This is a genomic window from Rhodococcus sp. CH91 (genome assembly GCF_022554085.1).
Classification (GTDB): Bacteria; Actinomycetota; Actinomycetes; order Mycobacteriales; family Mycobacteriaceae; genus Rhodococcus.
Genome location: NZ_JAKFYR010000010.1, coordinates 26,089 through 46,039, shown reverse-complemented (window position 1 = coordinate 46,039; position 19,951 = coordinate 26,089). Strand labels below are relative to the sequence as shown.

19 protein-coding genes are annotated in these 19,951 nt (G+C 70.3%); 3 read left to right on the top strand and 16 right to left on the bottom strand.

The annotated features are described in order from the left end of the window. Nucleotides 1-81 precede the first annotated feature (81 nt). The 6 genes from MOM01_RS18090 to pafA form a co-directional block, all read right to left on the bottom strand. Nucleotides 82-2,829 carry a DEAD/DEAH box helicase gene (locus MOM01_RS18090; protein ID WP_374112325.1) on the bottom strand — a complete coding sequence of 916 codons (2,748 nt, stop codon included), beginning with the start codon at nt 2,827-2,829 and terminating at the stop codon, nt 82-84. Further along, nucleotides 2,826-3,755: a twin-arginine translocase subunit TatC gene (gene tatC / locus MOM01_RS18085; RefSeq protein WP_241386826.1), complete on the bottom strand. Its 930-nt coding sequence runs from the start codon at nt 3,753-3,755 to the stop codon at nt 2,826-2,828. Before tatC ends, MOM01_RS18090 begins: the two co-directional genes overlap by 4 nt. A gap of 102 nt (nt 3,756-3,857) precedes the next feature. Beyond that, complete coding sequence (gene tatA / locus MOM01_RS18080; protein ID WP_241386825.1) at nt 3,858-4,112, bottom strand: Sec-independent protein translocase subunit TatA; 255 nt, start codon at nt 4,110-4,112, stop codon at nt 3,858-3,860. 127 nt (nt 4,113-4,239) lie between these two features. Continuing rightward, nucleotides 4,240-5,310: a helix-turn-helix transcriptional regulator gene (locus MOM01_RS18075; RefSeq protein WP_241386824.1), complete on the bottom strand. Its 1,071-nt coding sequence runs from the start codon at nt 5,308-5,310 to the stop codon at nt 4,240-4,242. Beyond that, on the bottom strand, nt 5,307-6,302 hold the full coding sequence (locus MOM01_RS18070; protein ID WP_241386823.1) for a helix-turn-helix transcriptional regulator: 996 nt from the start codon (nt 6,300-6,302) through the stop codon (nt 5,307-5,309). The genes MOM01_RS18075 and MOM01_RS18070 overlap by 4 nt, the downstream gene beginning before the upstream one ends. A gap of 74 nt (nt 6,303-6,376) precedes the next feature. Then, complete coding sequence (gene pafA, locus MOM01_RS18065) at nt 6,377-7,735, bottom strand: Pup--protein ligase (RefSeq protein WP_241386822.1); 1,359 nt, start codon at nt 7,733-7,735, stop codon at nt 6,377-6,379. 62 nt (nt 7,736-7,797) lie between these two features. On the opposite strand from pafA, the gene MOM01_RS18060 reads away from it, so the two are divergent. Beyond that, nucleotides 7,798-9,333 carry a phosphatase PAP2 family protein gene (locus MOM01_RS18060; RefSeq protein ID WP_241386821.1) on the top strand — a complete coding sequence of 512 codons (1,536 nt, stop codon included), beginning with the start codon at nt 7,798-7,800 and terminating at the stop codon, nt 9,331-9,333. Here MOM01_RS18060 and prcA read toward each other — a convergent pair. The 6 genes from prcA to arc all read right to left on the bottom strand — a co-directional run bounded on the left by prcA (nt 9,246) and on the right by arc (nt 15,069). Further along, nucleotides 9,246-10,046 (bottom strand): proteasome subunit alpha, encoded by an 801-nt coding sequence (prcA, locus tag MOM01_RS18055; RefSeq protein WP_241386820.1) that lies wholly within the window; start codon nt 10,044-10,046, stop codon nt 9,246-9,248. The two genes, MOM01_RS18060 and prcA, sit on opposite strands and share 88 nt — an antisense overlap. Beyond that, the gene (gene prcB / locus MOM01_RS18050; RefSeq protein WP_374112324.1) at nt 10,043-10,897 is read right to left on the bottom strand and encodes a proteasome subunit beta; all 855 of its coding nucleotides are present in this window, start codon (nt 10,895-10,897) and stop codon (nt 10,043-10,045) included. Before prcB ends, prcA begins: the two co-directional genes overlap by 4 nt. After that, the gene (locus MOM01_RS18045) at nt 10,894-11,085 is read right to left on the bottom strand and encodes a ubiquitin-like protein Pup (RefSeq protein WP_006552173.1); all 192 of its coding nucleotides are present in this window, start codon (nt 11,083-11,085) and stop codon (nt 10,894-10,896) included. The genes prcB and MOM01_RS18045 overlap by 4 nt, the downstream gene beginning before the upstream one ends. A 176-nt stretch (nt 11,086-11,261) precedes the next feature. Beyond that, nucleotides 11,262-12,755: a depupylase/deamidase Dop gene (gene dop, locus MOM01_RS18040; RefSeq protein WP_241386819.1), complete on the bottom strand. Its 1,494-nt coding sequence runs from the start codon at nt 12,753-12,755 to the stop codon at nt 11,262-11,264. A 36-nt stretch (nt 12,756-12,791) separates the two neighbouring features. Continuing rightward, entirely contained in the window at nt 12,792-13,208 is a 417-nt protein-coding gene (locus MOM01_RS18035) for a nitroreductase family deazaflavin-dependent oxidoreductase (RefSeq protein WP_241386818.1), read from the bottom strand. Nucleotides 13,209-13,302: 94 nt separating this feature from the next. Then, on the bottom strand, nt 13,303-15,069 hold the full coding sequence (gene arc, locus MOM01_RS18030; RefSeq protein WP_241386817.1) for a proteasome ATPase: 1,767 nt from the start codon (nt 15,067-15,069) through the stop codon (nt 13,303-13,305). Nucleotides 15,070-15,257: 188 nt separating this feature from the next. Between arc and MOM01_RS18025 the strand changes: the two genes are divergently transcribed. Then, nucleotides 15,258-15,749 (top strand): nuclear transport factor 2 family protein, encoded by a 492-nt coding sequence (locus MOM01_RS18025; protein WP_241386816.1) that lies wholly within the window; start codon nt 15,258-15,260, stop codon nt 15,747-15,749. A 24-nt stretch (nt 15,750-15,773) separates the two neighbouring features. On the opposite strand, the gene MOM01_RS18020 is transcribed toward MOM01_RS18025, so the two are convergent. After that, nucleotides 15,774-16,625 carry a tRNA (adenine-N1)-methyltransferase gene (locus tag MOM01_RS18020; RefSeq protein WP_241386815.1) on the bottom strand — a complete coding sequence of 284 codons (852 nt, stop codon included), beginning with the start codon at nt 16,623-16,625 and terminating at the stop codon, nt 15,774-15,776. Between the two features lie 263 nt (nt 16,626-16,888). Between MOM01_RS18020 and MOM01_RS18015 the strand changes: the two genes are divergently transcribed. Then, nucleotides 16,889-17,725, top strand: a complete 837-nt coding sequence (locus tag MOM01_RS18015; protein ID WP_241386814.1) for a thioesterase family protein — start codon at nt 16,889-16,891, stop codon at nt 17,723-17,725. A gap of 61 nt (nt 17,726-17,786) precedes the next feature. Here the strand turns inward: MOM01_RS18015 and hisG are convergent, their stop codons facing one another. The 3 genes from hisG to MOM01_RS18000 all read right to left on the bottom strand — a co-directional run bounded on the left by hisG (nt 17,787) and on the right by MOM01_RS18000 (nt 19,950). Then, nucleotides 17,787-18,650 (bottom strand): ATP phosphoribosyltransferase, encoded by an 864-nt coding sequence (hisG, locus tag MOM01_RS18010; RefSeq protein ID WP_241386813.1) that lies wholly within the window; start codon nt 18,648-18,650, stop codon nt 17,787-17,789. A gap of 90 nt (nt 18,651-18,740) precedes the next feature. Then, nucleotides 18,741-19,022: a phosphoribosyl-ATP diphosphatase gene (locus MOM01_RS18005; protein WP_241386812.1), complete on the bottom strand. Its 282-nt coding sequence runs from the start codon at nt 19,020-19,022 to the stop codon at nt 18,741-18,743. A 40-nt stretch (nt 19,023-19,062) separates the two neighbouring features. After that, entirely contained in the window at nt 19,063-19,950 is an 888-nt protein-coding gene (locus tag MOM01_RS18000; RefSeq protein ID WP_241386811.1) for a pseudouridine synthase, read from the bottom strand. Between the last annotated feature and the right edge of the window lies 1 nt (nt 19,951).

Genomic DNA, 19,951 nt, shown 5'->3' with positions numbered 1-19,951 from the left:
CACTCACCCTTCCCGTTGTGTGCCACTACGGTAGCGCCCGCTGGCACCGGCGAACATCCACCCGTGCCACCGCCGGGGCACTCATTCCGCGCTGGGATCGACAGCGACGACACCGCGCCGGATCGCCCCCACCGCCTTGCCGGCGGTGCGCGCCAGCTCCGGATCGTCCGCACACGTGCGGATCTGGTCGAGCAGGTCGATCAACTGCCGGCACCAGCGCACGAAATCGCCGGGCGACAATTCCTTACCGGCCGCCTCGGCGGCGACCAGCGCCTCGGTCAGCGAGGCGGTACTCGCCCAGGTGTAGGCGGCGGTGACGAACCCCAGATCGGGTTCGCGGGTCGGGGGCAGCCGATGCCGGATCTCGTCGGCCCGCAACCCGTCGCACAGCCGGGTGGTCTCGGCGAGCGCGTGCCGGATCGGGCCGGTCGGGCCGACCACGGTGACCGGTTCGTCGGTCCGCGACTCGTAGATCACCGCCGAGGCGACCGCCGCCAGTTCCGGCGCCGACAATCCCACCCACGCGCGGCACCGCACACATTCGGCGACGAGCAGATCCGATTCGGTGTAGATCCGCGCGAGCCGCTCCCCCGCCTCCGTGGTCGCCGGATCGTCCCCGCCGGTGAGATAACCGCGTTCGGTGAGCAGCGCGACGATGCGCTCGAAGGTCCGCGCCAGCGAATCGGTCGCGGCGGCGGCCTTGCGGCGTTGCTGCTGGGTTTCGCGCAGCAGCCGGTGATAGCGCTCCCCGATGCGGGCGAGCGAGTCGAGGTCGGGATGGGTGCGCGCCGGATGATTCTTCAGCTGCCGCCGCACCGCGTCGATCTCGCGGGTATCGCCCTTGGCTCGGGCGCGTTTCGGGCGCCGCGGCGGCACCAGTCCCTTCGACCGCAACGCCGACGCGATGTCGCGGCGGCCCCGGCCGGTGCGGTGATCGACGTGCCGCGGCAACCGCAACCGGCCCAGCACCGTCGCCGGCGCCGGGAAATCCCCGGCCGAGAGCCGCCCCGACCAGGCATCGGCGGTGACGACCTGCGGGCGCGGGTCACCGGCGTCGGTGTCCGGGAGGACGACCACCGCCAGCCCCCGGTGCTTCCCGGCCGGGACCGCGACGATGTCGCCGCGCCGCAAGGCCACCAGCGAGGCGACCGCCTCCGCCCGCCGGTCCTGCCGGCCGCGCCGCTCGTGCTCGCGTTCGGCGTCGGTCAGCTCGGCGCGCAAGCGCAGATAGTCGAGGATCTCGCTGCCCTCCCCGCCGAGCTGGTCGCGCAACTGTGCCAGGGTGGCCTCGTTGCGATCGATGCCGCGTTTGAGACCGACCACCGACTTGTCGGCCTGGAACTGGGCGAAGGACATCTCGAGCAGCGCCCGCGACCGCTGCACCCCGACCGCGTCGATGAGATTGACCGCCATGTTGTAGGACGGCCGGAACGAACTGCGCAGCGGGAAGGTGCGGGTGGAGGCGAGCCCGGCCACGGTCGCCGGTTCGAGCCCGGGCTGCCACAGCACCACCGCATGCCCCTCGACGTCGATACCGCGACGCCCGGCGCGGCCGGTGAGCTGCGTGTACTCGCCGGGGGTCAGCTCGGCGTGCGTGTCGCCGTTGAATTTGACGAGTTTCTCGAGCACCACGGTGCGGGCGGGCATGTTGATGCCCAGGGCAAGGGTTTCGGTGGCGAAGACCGCCCGCACCAGCCCTCGCACGAACAACTCCTCGACGGTGTGCCGGAAGGCCGGCAGCATCCCGGCGTGATGAGCGGCGATACCCCGTTCGAGGGCGGTGCGCCACGAGGCGTACCCGAGAACCTCGAGGTCGGCGCGCGGCAGATCCCGGGTGTGCTCGTCGACGATCCGGCCGATCTCCGCGGCCTCCCGCTCGTCGGTCAGGTGCAGTCCCGACCGCAGGCACTGCTGCACCGCGGCGTCGCACCCGGCGCGGCTGAACACGAAGGTGATCGCCGGCAGCAGACCGTCGCGGTCGAGGCGGGTGATCACCTCCGGGCGGGGCGGCGGCCGGAAACGCGGGCCGCGTTCGGACCAGCGGTCCATCCCGGCCAGGCTCTGCCGCTGCCGCACCGCCGCCACCAACTCCGGGTTGACGACGATGTCGCGGCGCCGCCGGGCCGGGGCGGTCTGCGGATCGGCGCGGCGATCGAACAGGTCGTAGATGCGAGAGCCGACCATCATGTGCTGGTGCAGCGGGATGGGCCGCACCTCGTCGACGACGACGGTGGTATCACCGCGCACGGTGGTCATCCAGTCGCCGAACTCCTCGGCGTTGGACACCGTCGCCGACAGGCTCGCCAGCCGCACGTCCTCCGGCAGGTGCAGGATCACCTCTTCCCACACCGCCCCGCGGAACCGGTCGGCGAGGAAGTGCACCTCGTCCATCACCACATGGGTGAGGCCGATCAGGGCGGTGGACGACGCGTAGATCATGTTGCGCAGCACCTCGGTGGTCATCACCACCACCGGGGCGTCCGAATTGATCGACTGGTCGCCGGTGAGCAGACCGACCGCATCCTTGCCGTGCCGGGCACACAGGTCGTGGTACTTCTGGTTGCTCAGCGCCTTGATCGGGGTGGTGTAGAAGCATTTCGTGCCGGCCTGCAGGGCCAGGAACACCGCGAACTCCCCGACGACGGTCTTCCCGGCGCCGGTGGGCGCGCAGACCAGCACCGAATGTCCACCCTCGAGGGCCCGGCACGCCTCGATCTGGAAGGCGTCGAGCGGGAAAGCGAGCCCGTCGGCGAAGGCCGTCAGCTGCGCGCCCGGCACGTGCGGATCGGTGCCGGAGACGGCGTCACCGGTCACAGGATCGCCGGTCACAGGGTGTCGGAGTAGTCGGTGCGGGTGGGGGCGGCCGGATCGACCGGGGTCGGTGCCGTGATCGTCGAGCCCTCGTCGTCGTCGAGATCGGCCCAGCCCTCGGCGCGGGCGCGGCGGGCCCGGTGCCGGTCGGTCAGCCGCGCCACCTGGATGGCGAATTCCACGAGCAGGGTCAACGCCAACGCCAACGCCAGCATCGAGAACGGATCCTGGCCGGGGGTGGCGATCGCCGCGAAGACGAACACCGCCATGATCAGTCCGCGCCGCCACGCCGTGAGCTTCTCGTAGGGCAGCACCCCGACCGCGTTGAGCGCGACGATCACCAGCGGGATCTCGAAGGACACCCCGAAGATGATCAGCAGGTTCAGCAGGAACCCGAAGTATTCGGCGCCGGACAGGGCGGTGACCTGCACGTCGTTGCCGACGGTGAGCAGGAACGACAGGGCGTGGGAGATCACCAGATAGGCGAGCACCGCCCCGGCGACGAACAAGGTCGCGCCGGAGGTGACGAAGGCGACCGCGTAGCGGCGTTCCTTCCGGTACAGCCCCGGAGTGACGAACGCCCAGATCTGGTACAGCCAGACCGGGCACGCGAGCACCACCCCGGCGGTCGCGGCGACCTTCAGGCGCAGCATGAACTGTTCGAAGGGGCCGGTGGCGAGCAGCCGGCACGCCCCGTCGGTGCTCAGATCGGCGCGCGCGGACGGTGGAAGGTCGCAGTACGGTCCGCGCAGGATCTCCCCGAGACTGTCGAGACCGAACAGGCTGCGGCCGTACCAGACGAACCCGAGGATGGTGGTGAGGACGACCGCGGCGAGAGCGATCAGCAGACGCGTGCGCAATTCGTAGAGGTGCTCGACCAGCGACATGGTGCCGTCGGGATTGGTCTTGCGCCGGCTGCGGCGCGGATCGAACGGGATGCGCACGGTGCGGTTCTCAGCTCCTGTCGAGACCACCGGCGCATGCGGTGCCGGGGTCAGCGGAACGCCGGGACACCCGATGGGAGCCCCGGCAGGATGAAACGACGGTCAGGCAGACCGCGGTTCGGTGTGCGTGTTCTGCGCGGCGGGATCGGCGGTCGGCTGCGCGGACGGCAACGGATTCGGTGCCGGCTGCGGCGCAGCGGCCCGAGCGTCGTCGTTCTGCATCTCCTTGACCTCGCTCTTGAAGATCCGGAGCGACCGTCCGAGACCGCGGGCGGCGTCGGGCAGCTTCTTCGAACCGAAGAGAATCACGACCACCAGCGCCACGATGGCCCAGTGCCAGGGGCTCATTGCACCCATTTACAACCTCCACTGATCGGCTCCGACCAATGTACCGGACCCCGAGCACGGCCCGGGGGCTCGTGTGGGCGGATCCATTCACAATTCTCCGAGCATTCACACCGATGTTTCACAAACCCGGCGATCGTCACGTGCCCGGCGTGGCCCCCGCGTCCGGGTCCGGCCGGTCGAGTTCGGTGTAGGCCGCCAGCGCCGCGGCGGCCCGGGCGCGCACCGCGGTGCGCAGCGCGGGCGGGTCGAGCACCTGCACGCCGGCGCCGAGCCCGACGAGCAGCCGCGCCATCCAGTCCGGGGAGGCGTAGCGCATCAACGCCTCGCAGCCCCCCTCCGGCAACAGGCGCACATCGGTGAGCGGATAGTAGTCGAGCAGCCAGGTGTAGTCCGGGGCGATGCGCAGCCGCGCCGCCGGCAGTGACGGGTCGCCCTCGAACAGTTCGAGATGATCGTCGTCGTCGAGGGCCCGGTGCGGGGGCCGGGCGGCCTCGTCGAGCACCCGGGCGGCGTCGATGCGGTCGAATCGGAACAACCGCACCCCCTCGGCGCTGCGGCACCAGGCCTGCAGATAGGCGTGCTCGTCGATGAGCACGATGCGGATCGGGTCGACGACCCGTTCGGAGACGGTGTCGCGTGAGGCCGAATAGTAGGTCAGGTGCACTGCGCGGCCCTCGCGCAGCGCTGCCCGCACCCGCCCGGCGGCGCTGTCGTCACCGGGCAGCTCCGCCGCCTCGGCGACCCCACTGTCGGCGACGCCACTGCCCACCCCGGCCCGCTCCGCACCATCCCCGGCGTCGGTGCCGGGGTCGGGGGTGTCCGCGGCGGCGGCGGTGCCGGCGGCCGCCTCGATCTTCGCGATCGCCGACTGCGCCGCCGACGGATCGACCACCCCGGGCATCTCCTGCAGCGACCGCAACGCCACCAGCAGCGCGGTGGCCTCGGTGGAGGTCAACCGCAGCGGCCGGTCGATGCCCGCGGTGAAGGTCACCACGATGCTGTCCTCGGAGAACGACAGGTCGATCAGATCACCGGGGCCGTATCCGGGCAGCCCGCACACCCACAGCTGGTTCAGATCGTCCATCACCTGCTTGGGGGTCACCCCCAGATCCCGCGCCGCCTCCGCGGCACTGATCCCCGGATGCGCCAGGAAATAGGGCACCAGATTCAGCAGCCGCCCCAGCCGCGCCGACAATCGTGTACTCATCGACTCTCCTCCCCCGTCTCGGCCGCCGCCCGCGTCAGGATGCGCTGCACCTCGGCCCGCAACTCCGCCGGGGCCAGCACCAGCGCGTCGGCGCCCTGCCCGGCGACGATCCGCGCGATCCACTCCCAGGACCGCACCGGCACCTCGAGCACCACCCCGTCCCGGCCGGCGACCCGCCGCGCCACGCCGGGACGGCCGAGCCGGCGCAACTCCCAGGCCCGCCCGTCGGCCACCCACACCTGCGCCGAACCGGTCACCTCCGCCGGGGAGGTCGCGGCCAGCACCCGCGCCCGCAGATCCACCTCCTGCGGGATGTGCACCGCCCCGGCCGCACCGATCGCGGTCACATCGTCACCGATCCGGGAGAGCCGGAAGGTGCGCACCGCGTCGCGGTCCCGATCGTGGCCGACCAGATACCAGCGGCCGTGCACGGTGACCACCCCCCACGGTTCGACCGTGCGGGTCGCCCACGGTTCGGTGGGGGAACTGCGGTGGGTGAACCGCACCGCCCGCCGCGCATCGATCGCCGCGAGCAAGGCCGTCAGTGCCGGTTCGGACCCGCGGGCCCGCGGCGGCAACGGCGCCACCACCCCACCGGCGTCGGCGTCGACCCGGATCCCGGCGGCCCGCAGTTTCAGCAGCGCGCCCTGCGCCGCGGAGGTCAACTCCGGGGACTCCCACAGCGCGGCGGCCACCGCGACCGCGGCGGTCTCCTCCCGGGTCAGATCGATCTCCGGCAGCTCGTAGGCGTCGCGGTTGATGCGATAACCCTCCACCGTCGACGACCGCGACGGCCTGCCCGTCTCGAGCGGCACCCCCAGATCCCGCAGTTCGTTCTTGTCCCGCTCGAACATGCGGCTGAACGCCTCGTCGCTCGCGCACTCCGAATAGCCGGCCACCGAGGCACGGATCTTCTCCGCGGTCACGAACTGTCGGGTGGACAGCAGCGCGATGACCAGATTCACCAGCCGTTCGACTTTCGAGATCGCCACGGGCCAACCCTAGTGCCCGAACCGTCCCGCCACCGCACAGGTCGCCGCCGACCGGGATCCCCGGCCACCGGTCGTCACATCGAGGCGATCAACCGTTCGACGCGTTCGTCCACCGACCGGAAGGGGTCCTTGCACAGCACCGTGCGCTGCGCCTGATCGTTGAGCTTGAGATGCACCCAGTCGACGGTGAAGTCCCGGCCCGCGGCCTGCGCCGCGGCGATGAAATCACCGCGCAGTTTCGCGCGGGTGGTCTGCGGCGGGGTGTCCACCGCGGCGTCGACGGACTCGTCGTCGGTGACGCGGGCGGCCAGACCCTTGCGTTGCAGCAGGTCGAACACCCCCCGACCCCGTTTGATGTCGTGATAGGCCAGATCCAGCTGGGCGATCTTCGGATCCGACAACTCCATCGCGTAGCGGTCCTGATAGCGCTGGAACAGCTTGCGTTTGATCACCCAGTCGATCTCGGTATCGACCTTCGCGAAATCCTGCGATTCGACCGCGTCGAGCACCCGCCCCCACAGATCCACCACCTGCGTCACATGCGGATCGGGTTCGCGGTGCTGCAGATAGTCCACCGCCCGCGCATGATATTCGCGCTGGATGTCGAGGGCGCTGGCCTGCCGGCCCCCGGCCAGGCGCACCGGGCGCCGGCCCGTCAGGTCGTGGGAGACCTCGCGGATCGCCCGGATCGGATTGTCGAGCGCGAAATCCCGGAAGGGCACCCCGGCCTCGATCATCTCGAGCACCAACGACGCCGAGCCGACCTTGAGCATCGTGGTGGTCTCGGACATGTTCGAATCCCCGACGATCACGTGCAGCCGCCGGTACTTCTCCGCGTCGGCGTGCGGCTCGTCGCGGGTGTTGATGATCGGCCGGGACCGGGTCGTCGCCGAGGACACCCCTTCCCAGATGTGCTCGGCGCGCTGGGACAGGCAGAAGGTCGCCGCCTTCGGGGTCTGCAGCACCTTCCCGGCGCCGCAGATCAGCTGCCGGGTCACCAGGAAGGGCAGCAGCACATCGGAGATGCGGGAGAACTCCCCGACGCGGGCGACGAGATAGTTCTCGTGGCAGCCGTAGGAATTACCCGCCGAATCGGTGTTGTTCTTGAACAGGAAGATGTCGCCGCCGATCCCCTCCTCGGCGAGCCGCTGTTCGGCATCGACGAGCAGTTCCTCGAGGACCCGCTCCCCGGCATGGTCGTGTTCGACGAGTTGGAGCAGGTCGTCGCACTCGGCGGTGGCGTATTCCGGATGCGATCCCACATCGAGATACAGCCGCGCCCCGTTGCGCAGGAACACGTTGGAGCTGCGCCCCCAGGACACCACCCGACGGAACAGATAGCGGGCCACCTCGTCGGGACTCAACCGACGATGCCCGTGGAAGGTACACGTGACGCCGAACTCCGTCTCGATACCCATGATTCGTCGCTGCACACTTCGACAGTACCGCGCGGACCCGACCACCATGGGTGGCAACGACATCTACGGTTCGAGGTGTGATCCTGCGTGAGCGTTACCGCACCGCCGACCGGGCGCTGTTCGACTACACCGGCGCGCTGCGCCCCTCCCTGGCCGATCCGCTGCTGCGTGAGCTCGGGCGCGCCGCGAACCACAGTGTGCTGTGGTGCGGTTGCGCGGCGGTGTGCGCCGCCGCCGGTGGCCGCGCCCGCCGCGGCGCCGTCCGCGGACTGTTGTCGGTCGCCGGGGCCAGCGCCCTGGCCAACGGCGTTCTCAAACCCCTGCTGCCGCGGCGCCGGCCCCCGGCCCGCACCGACCCGAAGTTCCTGCGCCGCCGGGTGCCGATCCCCCGCTCGTCGTCGTTCCCGTCCGGGCATGCCGCCTCGGCGGCGGCGTTCGTCACCGGCGTCGCCCTCGAATCTCCCGCCGCCGGCGCGGCCCTGGCGCCGCTGGCGGTGGCGGTGGCCTACTCGCGGGTGCACACCGGGGTGCACTGGCCCGGTGATGTCGTCGTCGGCGCCGCGGTCGGCGCGGCCGTCGCCTGGTCCACCCGCCGCTGGTGGGCGGTGCGCAGCCGCGAACCGGCCGCGGTGCAGACGACGAGCACCGCCCCCGCCCTGCCCGGCGGCGCCGGTCTGCTGCTGATCGTCAATCCCGCTGCCGGCAGCAGCGCCGTGGCCGACCTGCTCGTCCCGGCCCTGCCCGCCGCGCTGCGCGTCGACCTCGATCTCGGGCAGGACCCGTCGACGCAACTGCCGGCGCTGATCGCCGCCCACCGGCCCCGCGCCCTGGGGGTGTGCGGCGGCGACGGCACCGTCGCCGCGGTGGTCGCCGCCGCCCTCGACGCCCGGTTGCCGGTGGCGGTCTTCCCCGGCGGCACCCTCAACCACTTCGCGCACGATCTCGGGGTGCTCGACCTGGACGAGACCGCGCGGGCGGTGCAGACCGGGCACGCCGTCGCCGTCGGTGTCGGGCAGGTGACGGTGAGCGGGCCCACCGGCCGCACGGTGCGGTATTTCGTCAACACCGCGAGCCTGGGCGGCTATCCGGACACGGTGCGGTTGCGGCAACGCTGGGAACCGCGGATCGGGAAATGGCCGGCGGCCGGGCTGGCGATGATCGCGGTGTTGCGCACCGCGACCCCGATGCCGGTGCGCATCGACGGGGACGGCCGCGCGGTGTGGTTGCTGTTCGTCGGCAACGGCCGCTACAGCCCCGGTGATCAGGTCCCGATGTCGCGTTCGCATCTCGACGCGGGCAGCCTCGACGTGCGGTATCTGCGGGCCGACCGGCCGTTCTCGCGGGTGCGGCTGCTCGCCGCCGCCGCGACCGGCACCCTCGGCGCATCCCCGGTGTACCGGCACCGGCACACCGGCAGCCTGTCGGTGCAGGTCGCCGGGCAGCCGGTGGCGTTGGCCACCGACGGGGAGGTCACCGCCGACGGCACCACCTTCGTCTTCCGGGTGCTGCCGGCGGCGGTGACGGTCTATCGGCTGCCGGACGCTCCGCCGGTCTCCGAGCCGGAACCGGACTCCGGGGCGGCGGCCTCCGGGCCGTCCGGTGTCGGCGGCTGACCGGCTTCGACGGCCGGCAACAGCGCCTCGAGTGCGGCCCCCGAGATGCGGCGGAAGGCGCGGCGCGGCCGCTGCTTCTCGAGCACCGCCACCTCGAGTTCGCGGCGGCCGAGCACCCGCGGTCCCGCATCGGTGCTCGCCGGCTGCTGCAACGCGGCCACCGCCACGGCCACCGCCTCCTCGAGCGGCAGGCCCGCCCGATAGGACGAGCGCAGCGCGGTGGCGATCGGGTCGGTGTTGCCGCCCATCACCACGAACTGTTCCTCGTCGACGATCGACCCGTCGTAGGTGATGCGGTACAGCTGCGGGATGTCCTCGGTGTCGGCGCGCCCGACCTCGGCCACGCAGATCTCCACCTCGTACGGCTTGGGCTGCTCGGTGAAGATCGTGCCGAGGGTCTGCGCGTAGGCGTTCGCCAGCGCCCGCCCGGTCACATCCCGCCGATCGTAGGAATAGCCCCGCATGTCGGCATGCATGATCCCGGCGCGCCGCAGATTCTCGAACTCGTTGTACTTGCCGACCGCGGCGAAACCGATCCGGTCGTACAGTTCGCTGATCTTGTGCAGCGCCTTCGACGGGTTCTCCGCGACGAGCAGCACCCCGTCCTGATAGGTCAACGCGATCACCGACCGGCCGCGGGCGATACCCTTGCGGGCCAGCTCCGAGCGATCGCGCATGATCTGCTCGGCGGATGCATAGTACGGAAGAGTCACCGGCCATCTCCTGCGGTGCGGTCGGCCACGATGCTGCGGGCCAGCTCGGACAGGGCTTCCTCGGCGACCGCCACGGCACCGGCCGCGGTGATCACCACCGCCGTCGGATAGATCCCCCGGGTGGTGTCCGGGCCGCCGGTGGCGGTGTCGTCGTCGGCCGCGTCGTACAACGCCTCGACGGCGGTGCGCAGCGCGCTCTGCTCGTCGGCGTCGGCGCGGTAGAGCTTCTTGAGCGACGAACGGGCGAACAACGATCCGGAACCGACCGCGTGATACCCGGCGCGTTCCTCGTAGCGGCCGCCCACGACGTCGTAGGAGACGATCCGGCCGGCGCGCCGCGCATCGGGGGCGTCGAGATCGAAACCGACCAGCAGCGGCACCACGGCCAGACCCTGCATCGCCGCCCCGAGATTGCCGCGCACCATCGACGAGAGCCGGTTGGCCTTGCCGTCGAAGGTCAACGGCACACCCTCGATCTTCTCGTAGTGCTCGAGTTCGACGGCGAACAACCGCACCAGTTCGATCGCCAGGCCCGCGGTACCCGCGATGCCCGCCGCCGAATAGTTGTCGGTGATGAACACCTTGTCGACATCGCGGGAGGCGATCAGATTGCCCATCGTCGCCCGCCGGTCACCGGCGAGCAGCACCCCACCGTCGAAGGTCACCGCGACGATCGTGGTGCCGTGCGGGGCGAGTTCCACGTGGTCACCTCGCTCGAACCGGAACCGGTTCTCCGGCAGCATCTCCGGGGCGTGCGCCCGCAGATGTTCGGAGAACGACGACAAGGGCGACGCGAGGTGCAGCCTCGGCTGCACCTCGCGGTAGGGAAGGGAGGACCGTTCGGCTGTCACTGGCCACCTTTCTGCACATATGCCCGCACGAAGTCCTCCGCGTTCTCCTCGAGCACGTCGTCGATCTCGTCGAGAAGATCGTCGGTGTCCGAGGCGAGCTTCTCGCGACGTTCCTGACCGGCACCGCCGTCACCGACGACCTCGTCGTCGTCCCCGCCGCCACCGCGTGTGGTCTGCTCCTGTGCCATAGCCGCCGACCTCCTCCTGTATTCGGCGCGGAACCGTCACCGGTCGACGATCGGTGCGGGCACCGCTACTTCGAACCCCTACCCTACCCAGCGAACCGCACCGGCGGTGGAGACACGCGTGCTTCCCGCCCACCCCACCGCGGCCCACCAACCGGTGGGGATTCCGCAGCCGGGGATCAGTGGGTGAGCTGATCGACGAGTTCGGCCGCCGAGTGCGCCGTCTCGAGCAGCTCCCCGACGTGCGCGCGGGTGCCCCGCAGCGGCTCGAGGGTCGGGATCCGCACCAGCGACTCCCGGCCCAGATCGAAGATCACCGAATCCCAGCTCGCCGCCGCGATGTCGGCACCGAAGCGGCGCAGGCACTCCCCGCGGAAATAGGCGCGGGTGTCCGACGGCGGGGTGTGCACCGCGTCGAGCACCTGCTGCTCGGAGACCAGCCGCTGCATCGACCCGCGCGCCACCAGCCGGTTGTACAGGCCCTTGTCCAGCCGCACATCCGAATACTGCAGATCCACCATGTGCAGGCGCGGCGCCGACCAGGACAATCCCTCGCGGTTGCGGAAACCCTCGAGCAGCCGCAGCTTCGCCGGCCAGTCCAGCAGGTCGGCGCATTCCATCGGGTCGCGTTCGAGCAGATCGAGCACCATCGCCCACTTGTCCAGGATGTCGAGCACCCGCTTGTCCTCGGTGCCCTCGTGGAACCTCGCGGCCCGCTCGTGATAGATCCGCTGCAAGGCCAGCCCGGTCAGCTCCCGCCCGTCCACCAACGCCACCGTCTTGCGCAGGCTCGGATCGTGGCTGATGTGATGCACCGCGGTGACCGGGCGGGCCAGCTGCAGGTCGGACAGGTCGATGCCGGCCTCGATCAGATCGAGCACCAGCGCCGTGGTCCCGACCTTGAGATAGGTGGACATCTCCGCGAGATTCGCATCGCCGATGATCACGTGCAGCCGCCGGTACTTGTCGGCGTCGGCGTGCGGCTCGTCGCGGGTGTTGATGATGCCGCGCTTGAGGGTGGTCTCGAGACCGACCTCGACCTCGATGTAGTCGGCGCGTTGGGACAACTGGAAGCCCGGCTCGTCACCGGACTGCCCGATCCCCACCCGCCCCGACCCGGTGATGACCTGCCGGGACACGAAGAACGGCGTCAGACCCGCCACCACCGCCGAGAACGGGGTGTCGCGCGCCATCAGATAGTTCTCGTGGGTGCCGTAGGAGGCGCCCTTGCCGTCGACGTTGTTCTTGTACAGCTGCAGCCGCGGTGCGCCGGGCACACTCGACGCGTGCCGCGCCGCGGCCTCCATCACCCGCTCGCCGGCCTTGTCCCAGATCACCGCGTCCAGCGGATCGGCGACCTCGGGGGCCGAGTACTCCGGGTGCGCATGGTCGACGTACAGCCGCGCCCCGTTGGTGAGGATCATGTTCGCGGCGCCGACCTCGTCGGCGTCGATGACCGGCGCCGGTCCGCTCGCGCGGCCCAGATCGAAACCGCGGGCGTCGCGCAGGGGCGATTCGACCTCGTAGTCCCAGCGGGTGCGCCGGGCCCGCGGCACCCCTTCGGCCGCCGCATACGCCAGCACCGCCTGCGTGGAGGTCAGGATCGGGTTCGCCGATGGTTCGTTGGGTGAGGAGATCCCGTACTCGACCTCGATACCGATGATCCGCTGCATGCCCTCGAGCCTAGGCGATCGGCCCGTCCGCGGCCGTCAACCGCCCGAGTGCCCGGGCTGCGGGCCGCTGTCCGCGGGGCGGGCCCGGCAGTCCAGATAGCCGGTGGCGCCGATCGCCTGCAACGCCCACCGCACCGGCATCGGCGCCCAGCTCGCCTGCGGATCGTCCCCGACAACCGGCGCGGTCACCGGCACCGCCCGGCCCCGGGTGTGCACGACCGCCTGTCCGGCGGCGCACACATTGCGCAGCCAGTCGGTGTCGGCGCCGTAGGTCAGCGCGATCCGCAACCGGTCGTCGACGGTGAACAACAGCACCGGGGTGCGGAAGACGCGCCCGGAACGCCGGCCCCGATGCTCGACCACCGCGGTGCCCGGCAAGACCTGCGCGAAGGGGGTGGTGATCCGGTTGGTGGCCACCTTGTTGAATCGGGCCAGTGCGCGTGGCAGCGGCATGACCTTCCTCCCCCGGCGACAGCGCGGCCGGACACCCCCGAAGGCAGTGCCCGGCCGCGATCCTGTCGTCGTCCGTGTCTCGTCGGTGCGGCCGCTACAGATACTGGCCGGTGTTCGATTCGGTGTCGATCGCCCGGCTCGCGCTGGCGTTCTTGCCGGTGACCAGGGTGCGGATGTACACGATCCGCTCGCCCTTCTTCCCCGAGATCCGGGCCCAGTCGTCCGGATTGGTGGTGTTGGGCAGGTCCTCGTTCTCGGCGAACTCGTCGACGATCGAATCGAGCAGATGCTGCACCCGCAGGCCCGGCGCGCCGGTCTCGAGCACCGATTTGATCGCATACTTCTTGGCGCGGTCGACGATGTTCTGGATCATCGCCCCGGAGTTGAAGTCCTTGAAATACAGCACTTCCTTGTCGCCGTTGGCGTAGGTCACCTCGAGGAACCGGTTGTCCTCGGATTCGGCGTACATCCGCTCGACGACCCGTTCGATCATCGCCCGCACGCAGGCCGCCCGGTCGCCGCCGAACTCGGCGAGATCGTCGGCGTGCACCGGCAGCGTCTCGGTCAGATACTTCGAGAAGATGTCCTGGGCGGCCTCCGCGTCCGGACGTTCGATCTTGATCTTCACGTCGAGGCGGCCCGGCCGCAGGATCGCCGGGTCGATCATGTCCTCCCGGTTCGACGCACCGATGACGATGACGTTCTCGAGGCCTTCGACCCCGTCGATCTCGGCGAGCAACTGCGGCACCACCGTGGTCTCCACATCCGAGGACACCCCCGACCCGCGGGTCCGGAAGATCGAATCCATCTCGTCGAAGAACACGATCACCGGGGTGCCTTCGGAGGCCTTCTCCCGTGCCCGCTGGAAGATCAACCGGATGTGCCGTTCGGTTTCGCCGACGAACTTGTTGAGCAGCTCGGGACCCTTGATGTTGAGGAAGAACGACTTCGCTTCCTTCGAATCGTCGCCGCGGGCCTCGGCGATCTTCTTCGCCAGCGAGTTCGCCACCGCCTTGGCGATCAGCGTCTTGCCGCAGCCGGGCGGACCGTACAGCAGCACCCCCTTCGGTGGGCGCAGCGAGTATTCGCGGAACAGATCCTTGTGCAGGAAGGGCAGTTCCACCGCGTCGCGGATCTGCTCGATCTGCCGGCCCAGACCACCGATGTCGCCGTAGCCGACGTCCGGGACCTCCTCGAGTACCAGATCCTCGACCTCGGCCTTGGGGATCCGCTCGAAGGCATAGCCGGCCTTGCTGTCGACCAGCAGCGAATCACCCGGGCGCAGCGTGAACGAGACGTCGTCGGCGGTCGGATCGAGCGGAGCGTCCGCGGCGGCCGCGGCGAGCGGCGCCGCCAGCCACACGATGCGTTCCTCGTCGGCATGCCCGACCACCAGCGCGCGGGCGCCGTCGTCGAGCACCTCCCGCAAGGTGGTGATCTCCCCGACCCGTTCGAACCCGCCGATCTCCACGACGGTCAACGCCTCGTTCAACCGCACGGTCTGACCGGGCCGGAAGGTGTCGAGTTCGAGATTCGGGGACACCGCGACCCGCATCTTGCGGCCCGAGGTGAACACGTCGACGGTCTGATCGTCGAACGTCTCGAGCAGCACCCCGTACCCGCTGGGGGGTTGCGCGAGCCGATCGACCTCCTCACGCAGCGTGATCAGCTGCTGCCGCGCATCCTTGAGGGTCTCGAGCAGTTTGCTGTTGCGGACCGTGAGGGACTCGAGGCGTGCTTCGAGGTCGCGTACCTGATCCGACGGCTCGACGAGCCGACGACGCAAAGCCGCCACCTCTGCGCGCAACTCTTCGATTTCGCGTGCCGCTGCCACCGCATCCGGCTTCTCTGACGAGCTCATGAGCGACTCCCTCCACTGTCGGTCATTCCACGCTACCGGGACAGCGCCCACTGTGGGTGGGGACACGAAACAGTCGTGTTCCGAACATGTGTCGCGTGTGGGCAGCGCCACCGGAGCTGACATCCCCATCCGATGTCAGGCTTACCTAATATCGGGGTCGACCCGGTTCTCTGCGAAAGGCATCTTCCGTGACCACGAGTTCTCTCCGCGTGACCTGCGTCGCCGCGGCGCTGGCCGCCGCCGCGGCCCTGACCGGCTGCAGCTCCGACGACACCGACACCACCGCCGGCACCACGACCGACGCCCCCACGAGCACCACCACGACCAGCGGTGTCGCGGCGCCCGCCGCGGTGACCGTCGAACAACTGCAAAGCCAGGTCGATATCTTCTTCGATCCGGCCGCCACCACCGAGGAACGCGCCGCCGTCGTCGAGAACGGCACCGACCGCCTCCCCGTCCTCGAACAGTTCACCGGGGTGCTCGCCGGCTACCCGCTGACCGGCACCGTCGGGGAGATCACCACCGTCGACGCCGACACCGTCACCGCCACCACCGAGGTCGCCGGCCCCCACGGCGGTGCCCCCATGCCGCTGACCTTCGAGGACATCGACGGCAACTGGGTCATCGCCGACGACAGCGCCTGCTCGATCCTGAGCATGGGCCGGCTGAGCTGCGAATGATCCGCCGCCCGCAGCCGCGTCGGCTCAGCCCTTGCTGGGCCGACGCTGCGGCTTCGGGGTTTCCACCCCGTCCTGCAACCGGCGCGCACTGACCAGGAACGCCGTGTGCCCCTGCATCCGGTGCTCCGGCCGCACCGCCAGCCCCACCACATGCCACCCGCGCACCATCGACTCCCACGAGCGCGGCTCGGTCCAGCAGGTCTGCTCCCGCAACGCCTCCACCACCCGCGACAGCTGCGTCGTCGTCGCCACATACACGATCAGCACCCCGCCGGGCACCAACGCCGCCTTGACGGTGTCGAGCACCTCCCACGGCGCCAGCATGTCCAGCACCACCCGATCGACCCGGCCGTGCGTGTCGAGATCGTAATCGGCCAGATCCCCCAGCACCGTCGTCCAGTTCGCCGGGCGCTCCCCGAAGAAGGTGTCGACATTGCGCTCGGCGTATTCGAGGTGATCCTCGCGCACCTCGTAGGAGATCACCTGCCCGCCCGGGCCCACCGCCCGCAGCAGCGAACAGGTCAGCGCCCCGGATCCGGCGCCGGCCTCGAGCACCCGCGCCCCCGGGAAGATGTCACCCTCCTGCACGATCTGCGCGGCGTCCTTCGGATAGATCACCTGCGCGCCGCGCGGCATCGACATCACGTAATCGACCAGCAGCGGCCGCAACGCCAGATACGGGGTGCCGTTCGTCGAGGTCACCACCACACCCTCGTCGGTGCCGATCAGATCGTCGTGCAAGATCCCGCCGCGGTGGGTGTGGAACTCCTTGCCCGGCTCGAGCACCACGGTGTACTTGCGGCCCTTGGCGTCGGTCAACTGCACCCGGTCCCCGACCTGGAAAGGTCCGCTGCGCCCGAGTCCGCCTACTGCCATCGCCGTGTCCACCTTCGTTCCAGCCCCGCGCCCCACCGGGCGCGCGGGTCCGGCACCGTGCCCGACCCGGACTCCAGCCTGCCAGGTGGGAGCCCGGCCGCGACCACACCCCCCACCGGCAACGGTCCGGACTGCCGGTGGTGCGATCATCGGGCACTGGGCCCGGCGTTCGGCGGCACCCCCCGCCGTAGCCCCCGGCGGCAAGACTCCGCCGCCTCGACACCGGGTGTGCCCCACCGCATCGAGCAGCAGGAGAACACCGAGTGAGCGACGCCGCGTACTACGTGCCGGTCCCCGATACCGCGCCCCCCGCCGTGCCCGACGGCACCGAGATCGAGGTCTTCCGCCCCACCGCGTCCACCGTCAGCACCTGGGGACCGCACCTGCAGCACGGCGCCCCACCCTCGGCGTTGCTCGCCCGCGCCGTCGAACGCCACCGGCCCCGCCCCGACACCCGGCTCACCCGCCTGACCGTCGACCTGCTCGGGCCCGTACCGCTCACCGACCTCGAAGTCCGCACCCGCATCGAACGGCCCGGCCGCAAGATCGAACTCGTCGTCGCCGAACTGTGGGCCACCGCCCCCGACGGCACCCACCGCGCGGTCGCGCGCGGCACCGGCTGGCGCCTCGAGATCGTCGACCTACCCGAGATCGCCCGCACCTCCGAGACCCCGCTGCCGCGGGCAGCCGACCTTCACCCCACCGACCCCGACCCGTCGTGGAAGGGCGGCTTCATCGACACCCTCGACTGGCGCATCGTCGTGCCCTTCGGGGCACCGGGCCTGTCCTCGGCATGGCTGCGCACCGACACCGCGCTCGTCGAAGGGGAAACCCCCAGCGGCCTGGACCGGTTGATGAGCGTCGCCGACGTCGCCAACGGGGTCGGTTCCAAACTCGACCCCCGTGCCTACACCTTCCTCAACACCGAACTGACCGTGCACCTGTTCCGCGCCCCCACCTACCGCGACCAGGACTGGATCGGGATCGCCGCCGAGATGTCCGTCGGCCCCGACGGGGTCGGCACCACCACCGGACTGCTCTACGACGACACCGGCGCTCTCGGCCGGATCACCCAGAACGTGCAGGTGCGGCCCCGCTGACCGCGGAGCCGCACCGGACCGGGGATCGGACGGGCCGGGGATCGGACGGGCCGATGCGCGGCTACTCGGGGGCGCGCATCGCCCGGCACGAGCGGATGTTCGACGCGAGGATCGCGCGGGCGCCGATCTCGGCGAGCCGGTCCATCACCGCATTGTGGCCCTTGCGCGGCACCATCGCCCGCACCGCCACCGAATTCTCGTTCGCCAGCGGCGAGATCGTCGGCGACTCCAGACCGGGAGTGACCTGCACGGCCTGCTCGAGCAGGTGCTTGGGGCAGTCGTAGTCGATCATCACGTACTGCTGCGCGAAGACCACACCCTCGAGCCGGGCGATCAGCTGGTTGCGGGCCCGATCACCACGATCGGAACCCTCCCGCTCGATCAGCACCCCTTCCGAATCGCACAGCGACTCCCCGAACGCGACGAGATCGTGCTGCCGCAACGTCCGTCCCGAACCGACCACATCGGCGATCGCGTCCGCGACCCCGAGCTGGATGGAGATCTCCACCGCCCCGTCGAGCCGGATCACCTCCGCCTCGATGCCGCGGGCCTCGAGATCGCGGCGCACCAGATTCGCGTACGAGGTGGCGATCCGCAGGCCCTGAAGATCCTCGACCGTCCAGTCCCGGCCCTTCGGGGCGGCATACCGGAATCGCGACGACCCGAAACCCAACGCCAACCGCTCGGCGACCGGCGCCCCGGAATCCATCGCCAGGTCCCGCCCGGTGATCCCCAGATCCAGCTCACCGGAGCCGACATAGATCGCGATGTCCTTCGGCCGCAGGAAGAAGAACTCGACGTCGTTGACCGGATCGATGACCGTCAGATCCCGCGAATCCGTGCGGCGCCGGTAACCGGCCTCCTGCAGGATCTCGGCGGCGGACTCGGACAGCGAACCTTTGTTGGGGACTGCGACGCGCAGCATGAGCAGGGGGTCCTTTCGAACAACGAGCAGAAGCGAGGAAGGGAGCGACGGGCACGACCGGCGGCACCGCACACAGCGGGCCGGCGGCCGTCACAGATGCTTGTAGACGTCCTCGAGCTTCAGACCCCGCCCCACCATCAGCACCTGAACCCAGTACAGCAGCTGCGAAATCTCCTCGGACAGTTCCTCGTCGGACTGGTACTCGGCGGCGATCCACACCTCGCCGGCCTCTTCGAGTACCTTCTTGCCCTGGAAATGCACACCGGCGTCCAGGGCAGCGACGGTGCCGGAACCCTCGGGGCGGGTCTGGGCACGCTCGGACAGCTCGGCGAACAGGGAATCGAAGGTCTTCACAGGGGTCGATTGTTTCATGCCCCACCGCCGGGCCCGCATCCAGGACACCGACCCACCCTCAGAACTCGAGCACCCGCTCGCTGACGAAGCGCCGCGCCACCCCACTGATCGGATCGGTGAACTCGAGCGACCGCGCCAGCAACCGCAACGGATCGGTGAAATCACCCGCCCGGCGCGGCCGGAACTGCGGATAGAAGTTGTCCCCCACGATCGGAACGCCCAAACCCGCCAGATGCAACCGCAACTGATGGGTGCGGCCGGTGCGGGGACACAACCGATAGCGCGCCCGCTCCCCGCGCCGCTCGAGCAGCTCGACACGCGTCTCCGAATTCGGCTCGTCGAAACTCTGCACCGCCGTGAGCTCCCCGTGCCGCTTGACGATCCGCGACCGCACCACCTGCGGGAACTCCAGCTCCGGCCGATAACCGGCGACCGCCTCGTACACCTTGCGGACCTGCTGCCGCTCGAACAACTCCTGATAGGGGCGCCGCCACGCCGGATCGGTCGTGCACAGCAACACCCCGGCGGTCATCCGGTCGAGCCGATGCACCGGCACCAGCTCCGGCAGCTCGAGCTCGCGGCGCAACCGCACCACCACCGACTCGCGGATGTGCGCACCGCGCGGGATGGTCGCCAGGAAGTGCGGCTTGTCCACCACCACCAGCCCCGCCTCGCGGTGCAGCACCCGCACCGCGAACGGCACCGGCACCTCCGGCGCCGGCTCCCGATAGAAGTACACGAACCGGGTCGGCTGACAGCGGGTGTGCGGCTCGACCCGGCGCCCGTGCTCGTCGACCAGCTCCCCCGCCGCCAGGCGGGCGAGCCAGTCCTCCTCCGGATGCGCCGCCTGCAGGAACTCGACGATCGTGCCGGCCGTGACGTCGGCGGGCATCCGGATCCGGTCCGGGCCGAGCCCGTCGCGCACCGGCAGCGGGGCACCGCGCACC

Excerpts from the sequence above, each read along its gene's own strand:
- tatA (WP_241386825.1), bottom strand. The coding sequence starts at position 4,112 with ATGGGTGCAATGAGCCCCTGGCACTGGGCCATCGTGGCGCTGGTGGTC.
- MOM01_RS18075 (WP_241386824.1), bottom strand. The coding sequence starts at position 5,310 with ATGAGTACACGATTGTCGGCGCGGCTGGGGCGGCTGCTGAATCTGGTG.
- MOM01_RS18045 (WP_006552173.1), bottom strand. The coding sequence starts at position 11,085 with ATGGCACAGGAGCAGACCACACGCGGTGGCGGCGGGGACGACGACGAG.
- dop (WP_241386819.1), bottom strand. The coding sequence starts at position 12,755 with ATGCAGCGGATCATCGGTATCGAGGTCGAGTACGGGATCTCCTCACCC.
- MOM01_RS18035 (WP_241386818.1), bottom strand. The coding sequence starts at position 13,208 with ATGCCGCTGCCACGCGCACTGGCCCGATTCAACAAGGTGGCCACCAAC.
- arc (WP_241386817.1), bottom strand. The coding sequence starts at position 15,069 with ATGAGCTCGTCAGAGAAGCCGGATGCGGTGGCAGCGGCACGCGAAATC.
- MOM01_RS18020 (WP_241386815.1), bottom strand. The coding sequence starts at position 16,625 with ATGGCAGTAGGCGGACTCGGGCGCAGCGGACCTTTCCAGGTCGGGGAC.
- hisG (WP_241386813.1), bottom strand. The coding sequence starts at position 18,650 with ATGCTGCGCGTCGCAGTCCCCAACAAAGGTTCGCTGTCCGAGTCCGCC.
- MOM01_RS18005 (WP_241386812.1), bottom strand. The coding sequence starts at position 19,022 with ATGAAACAATCGACCCCTGTGAAGACCTTCGATTCCCTGTTCGCCGAG.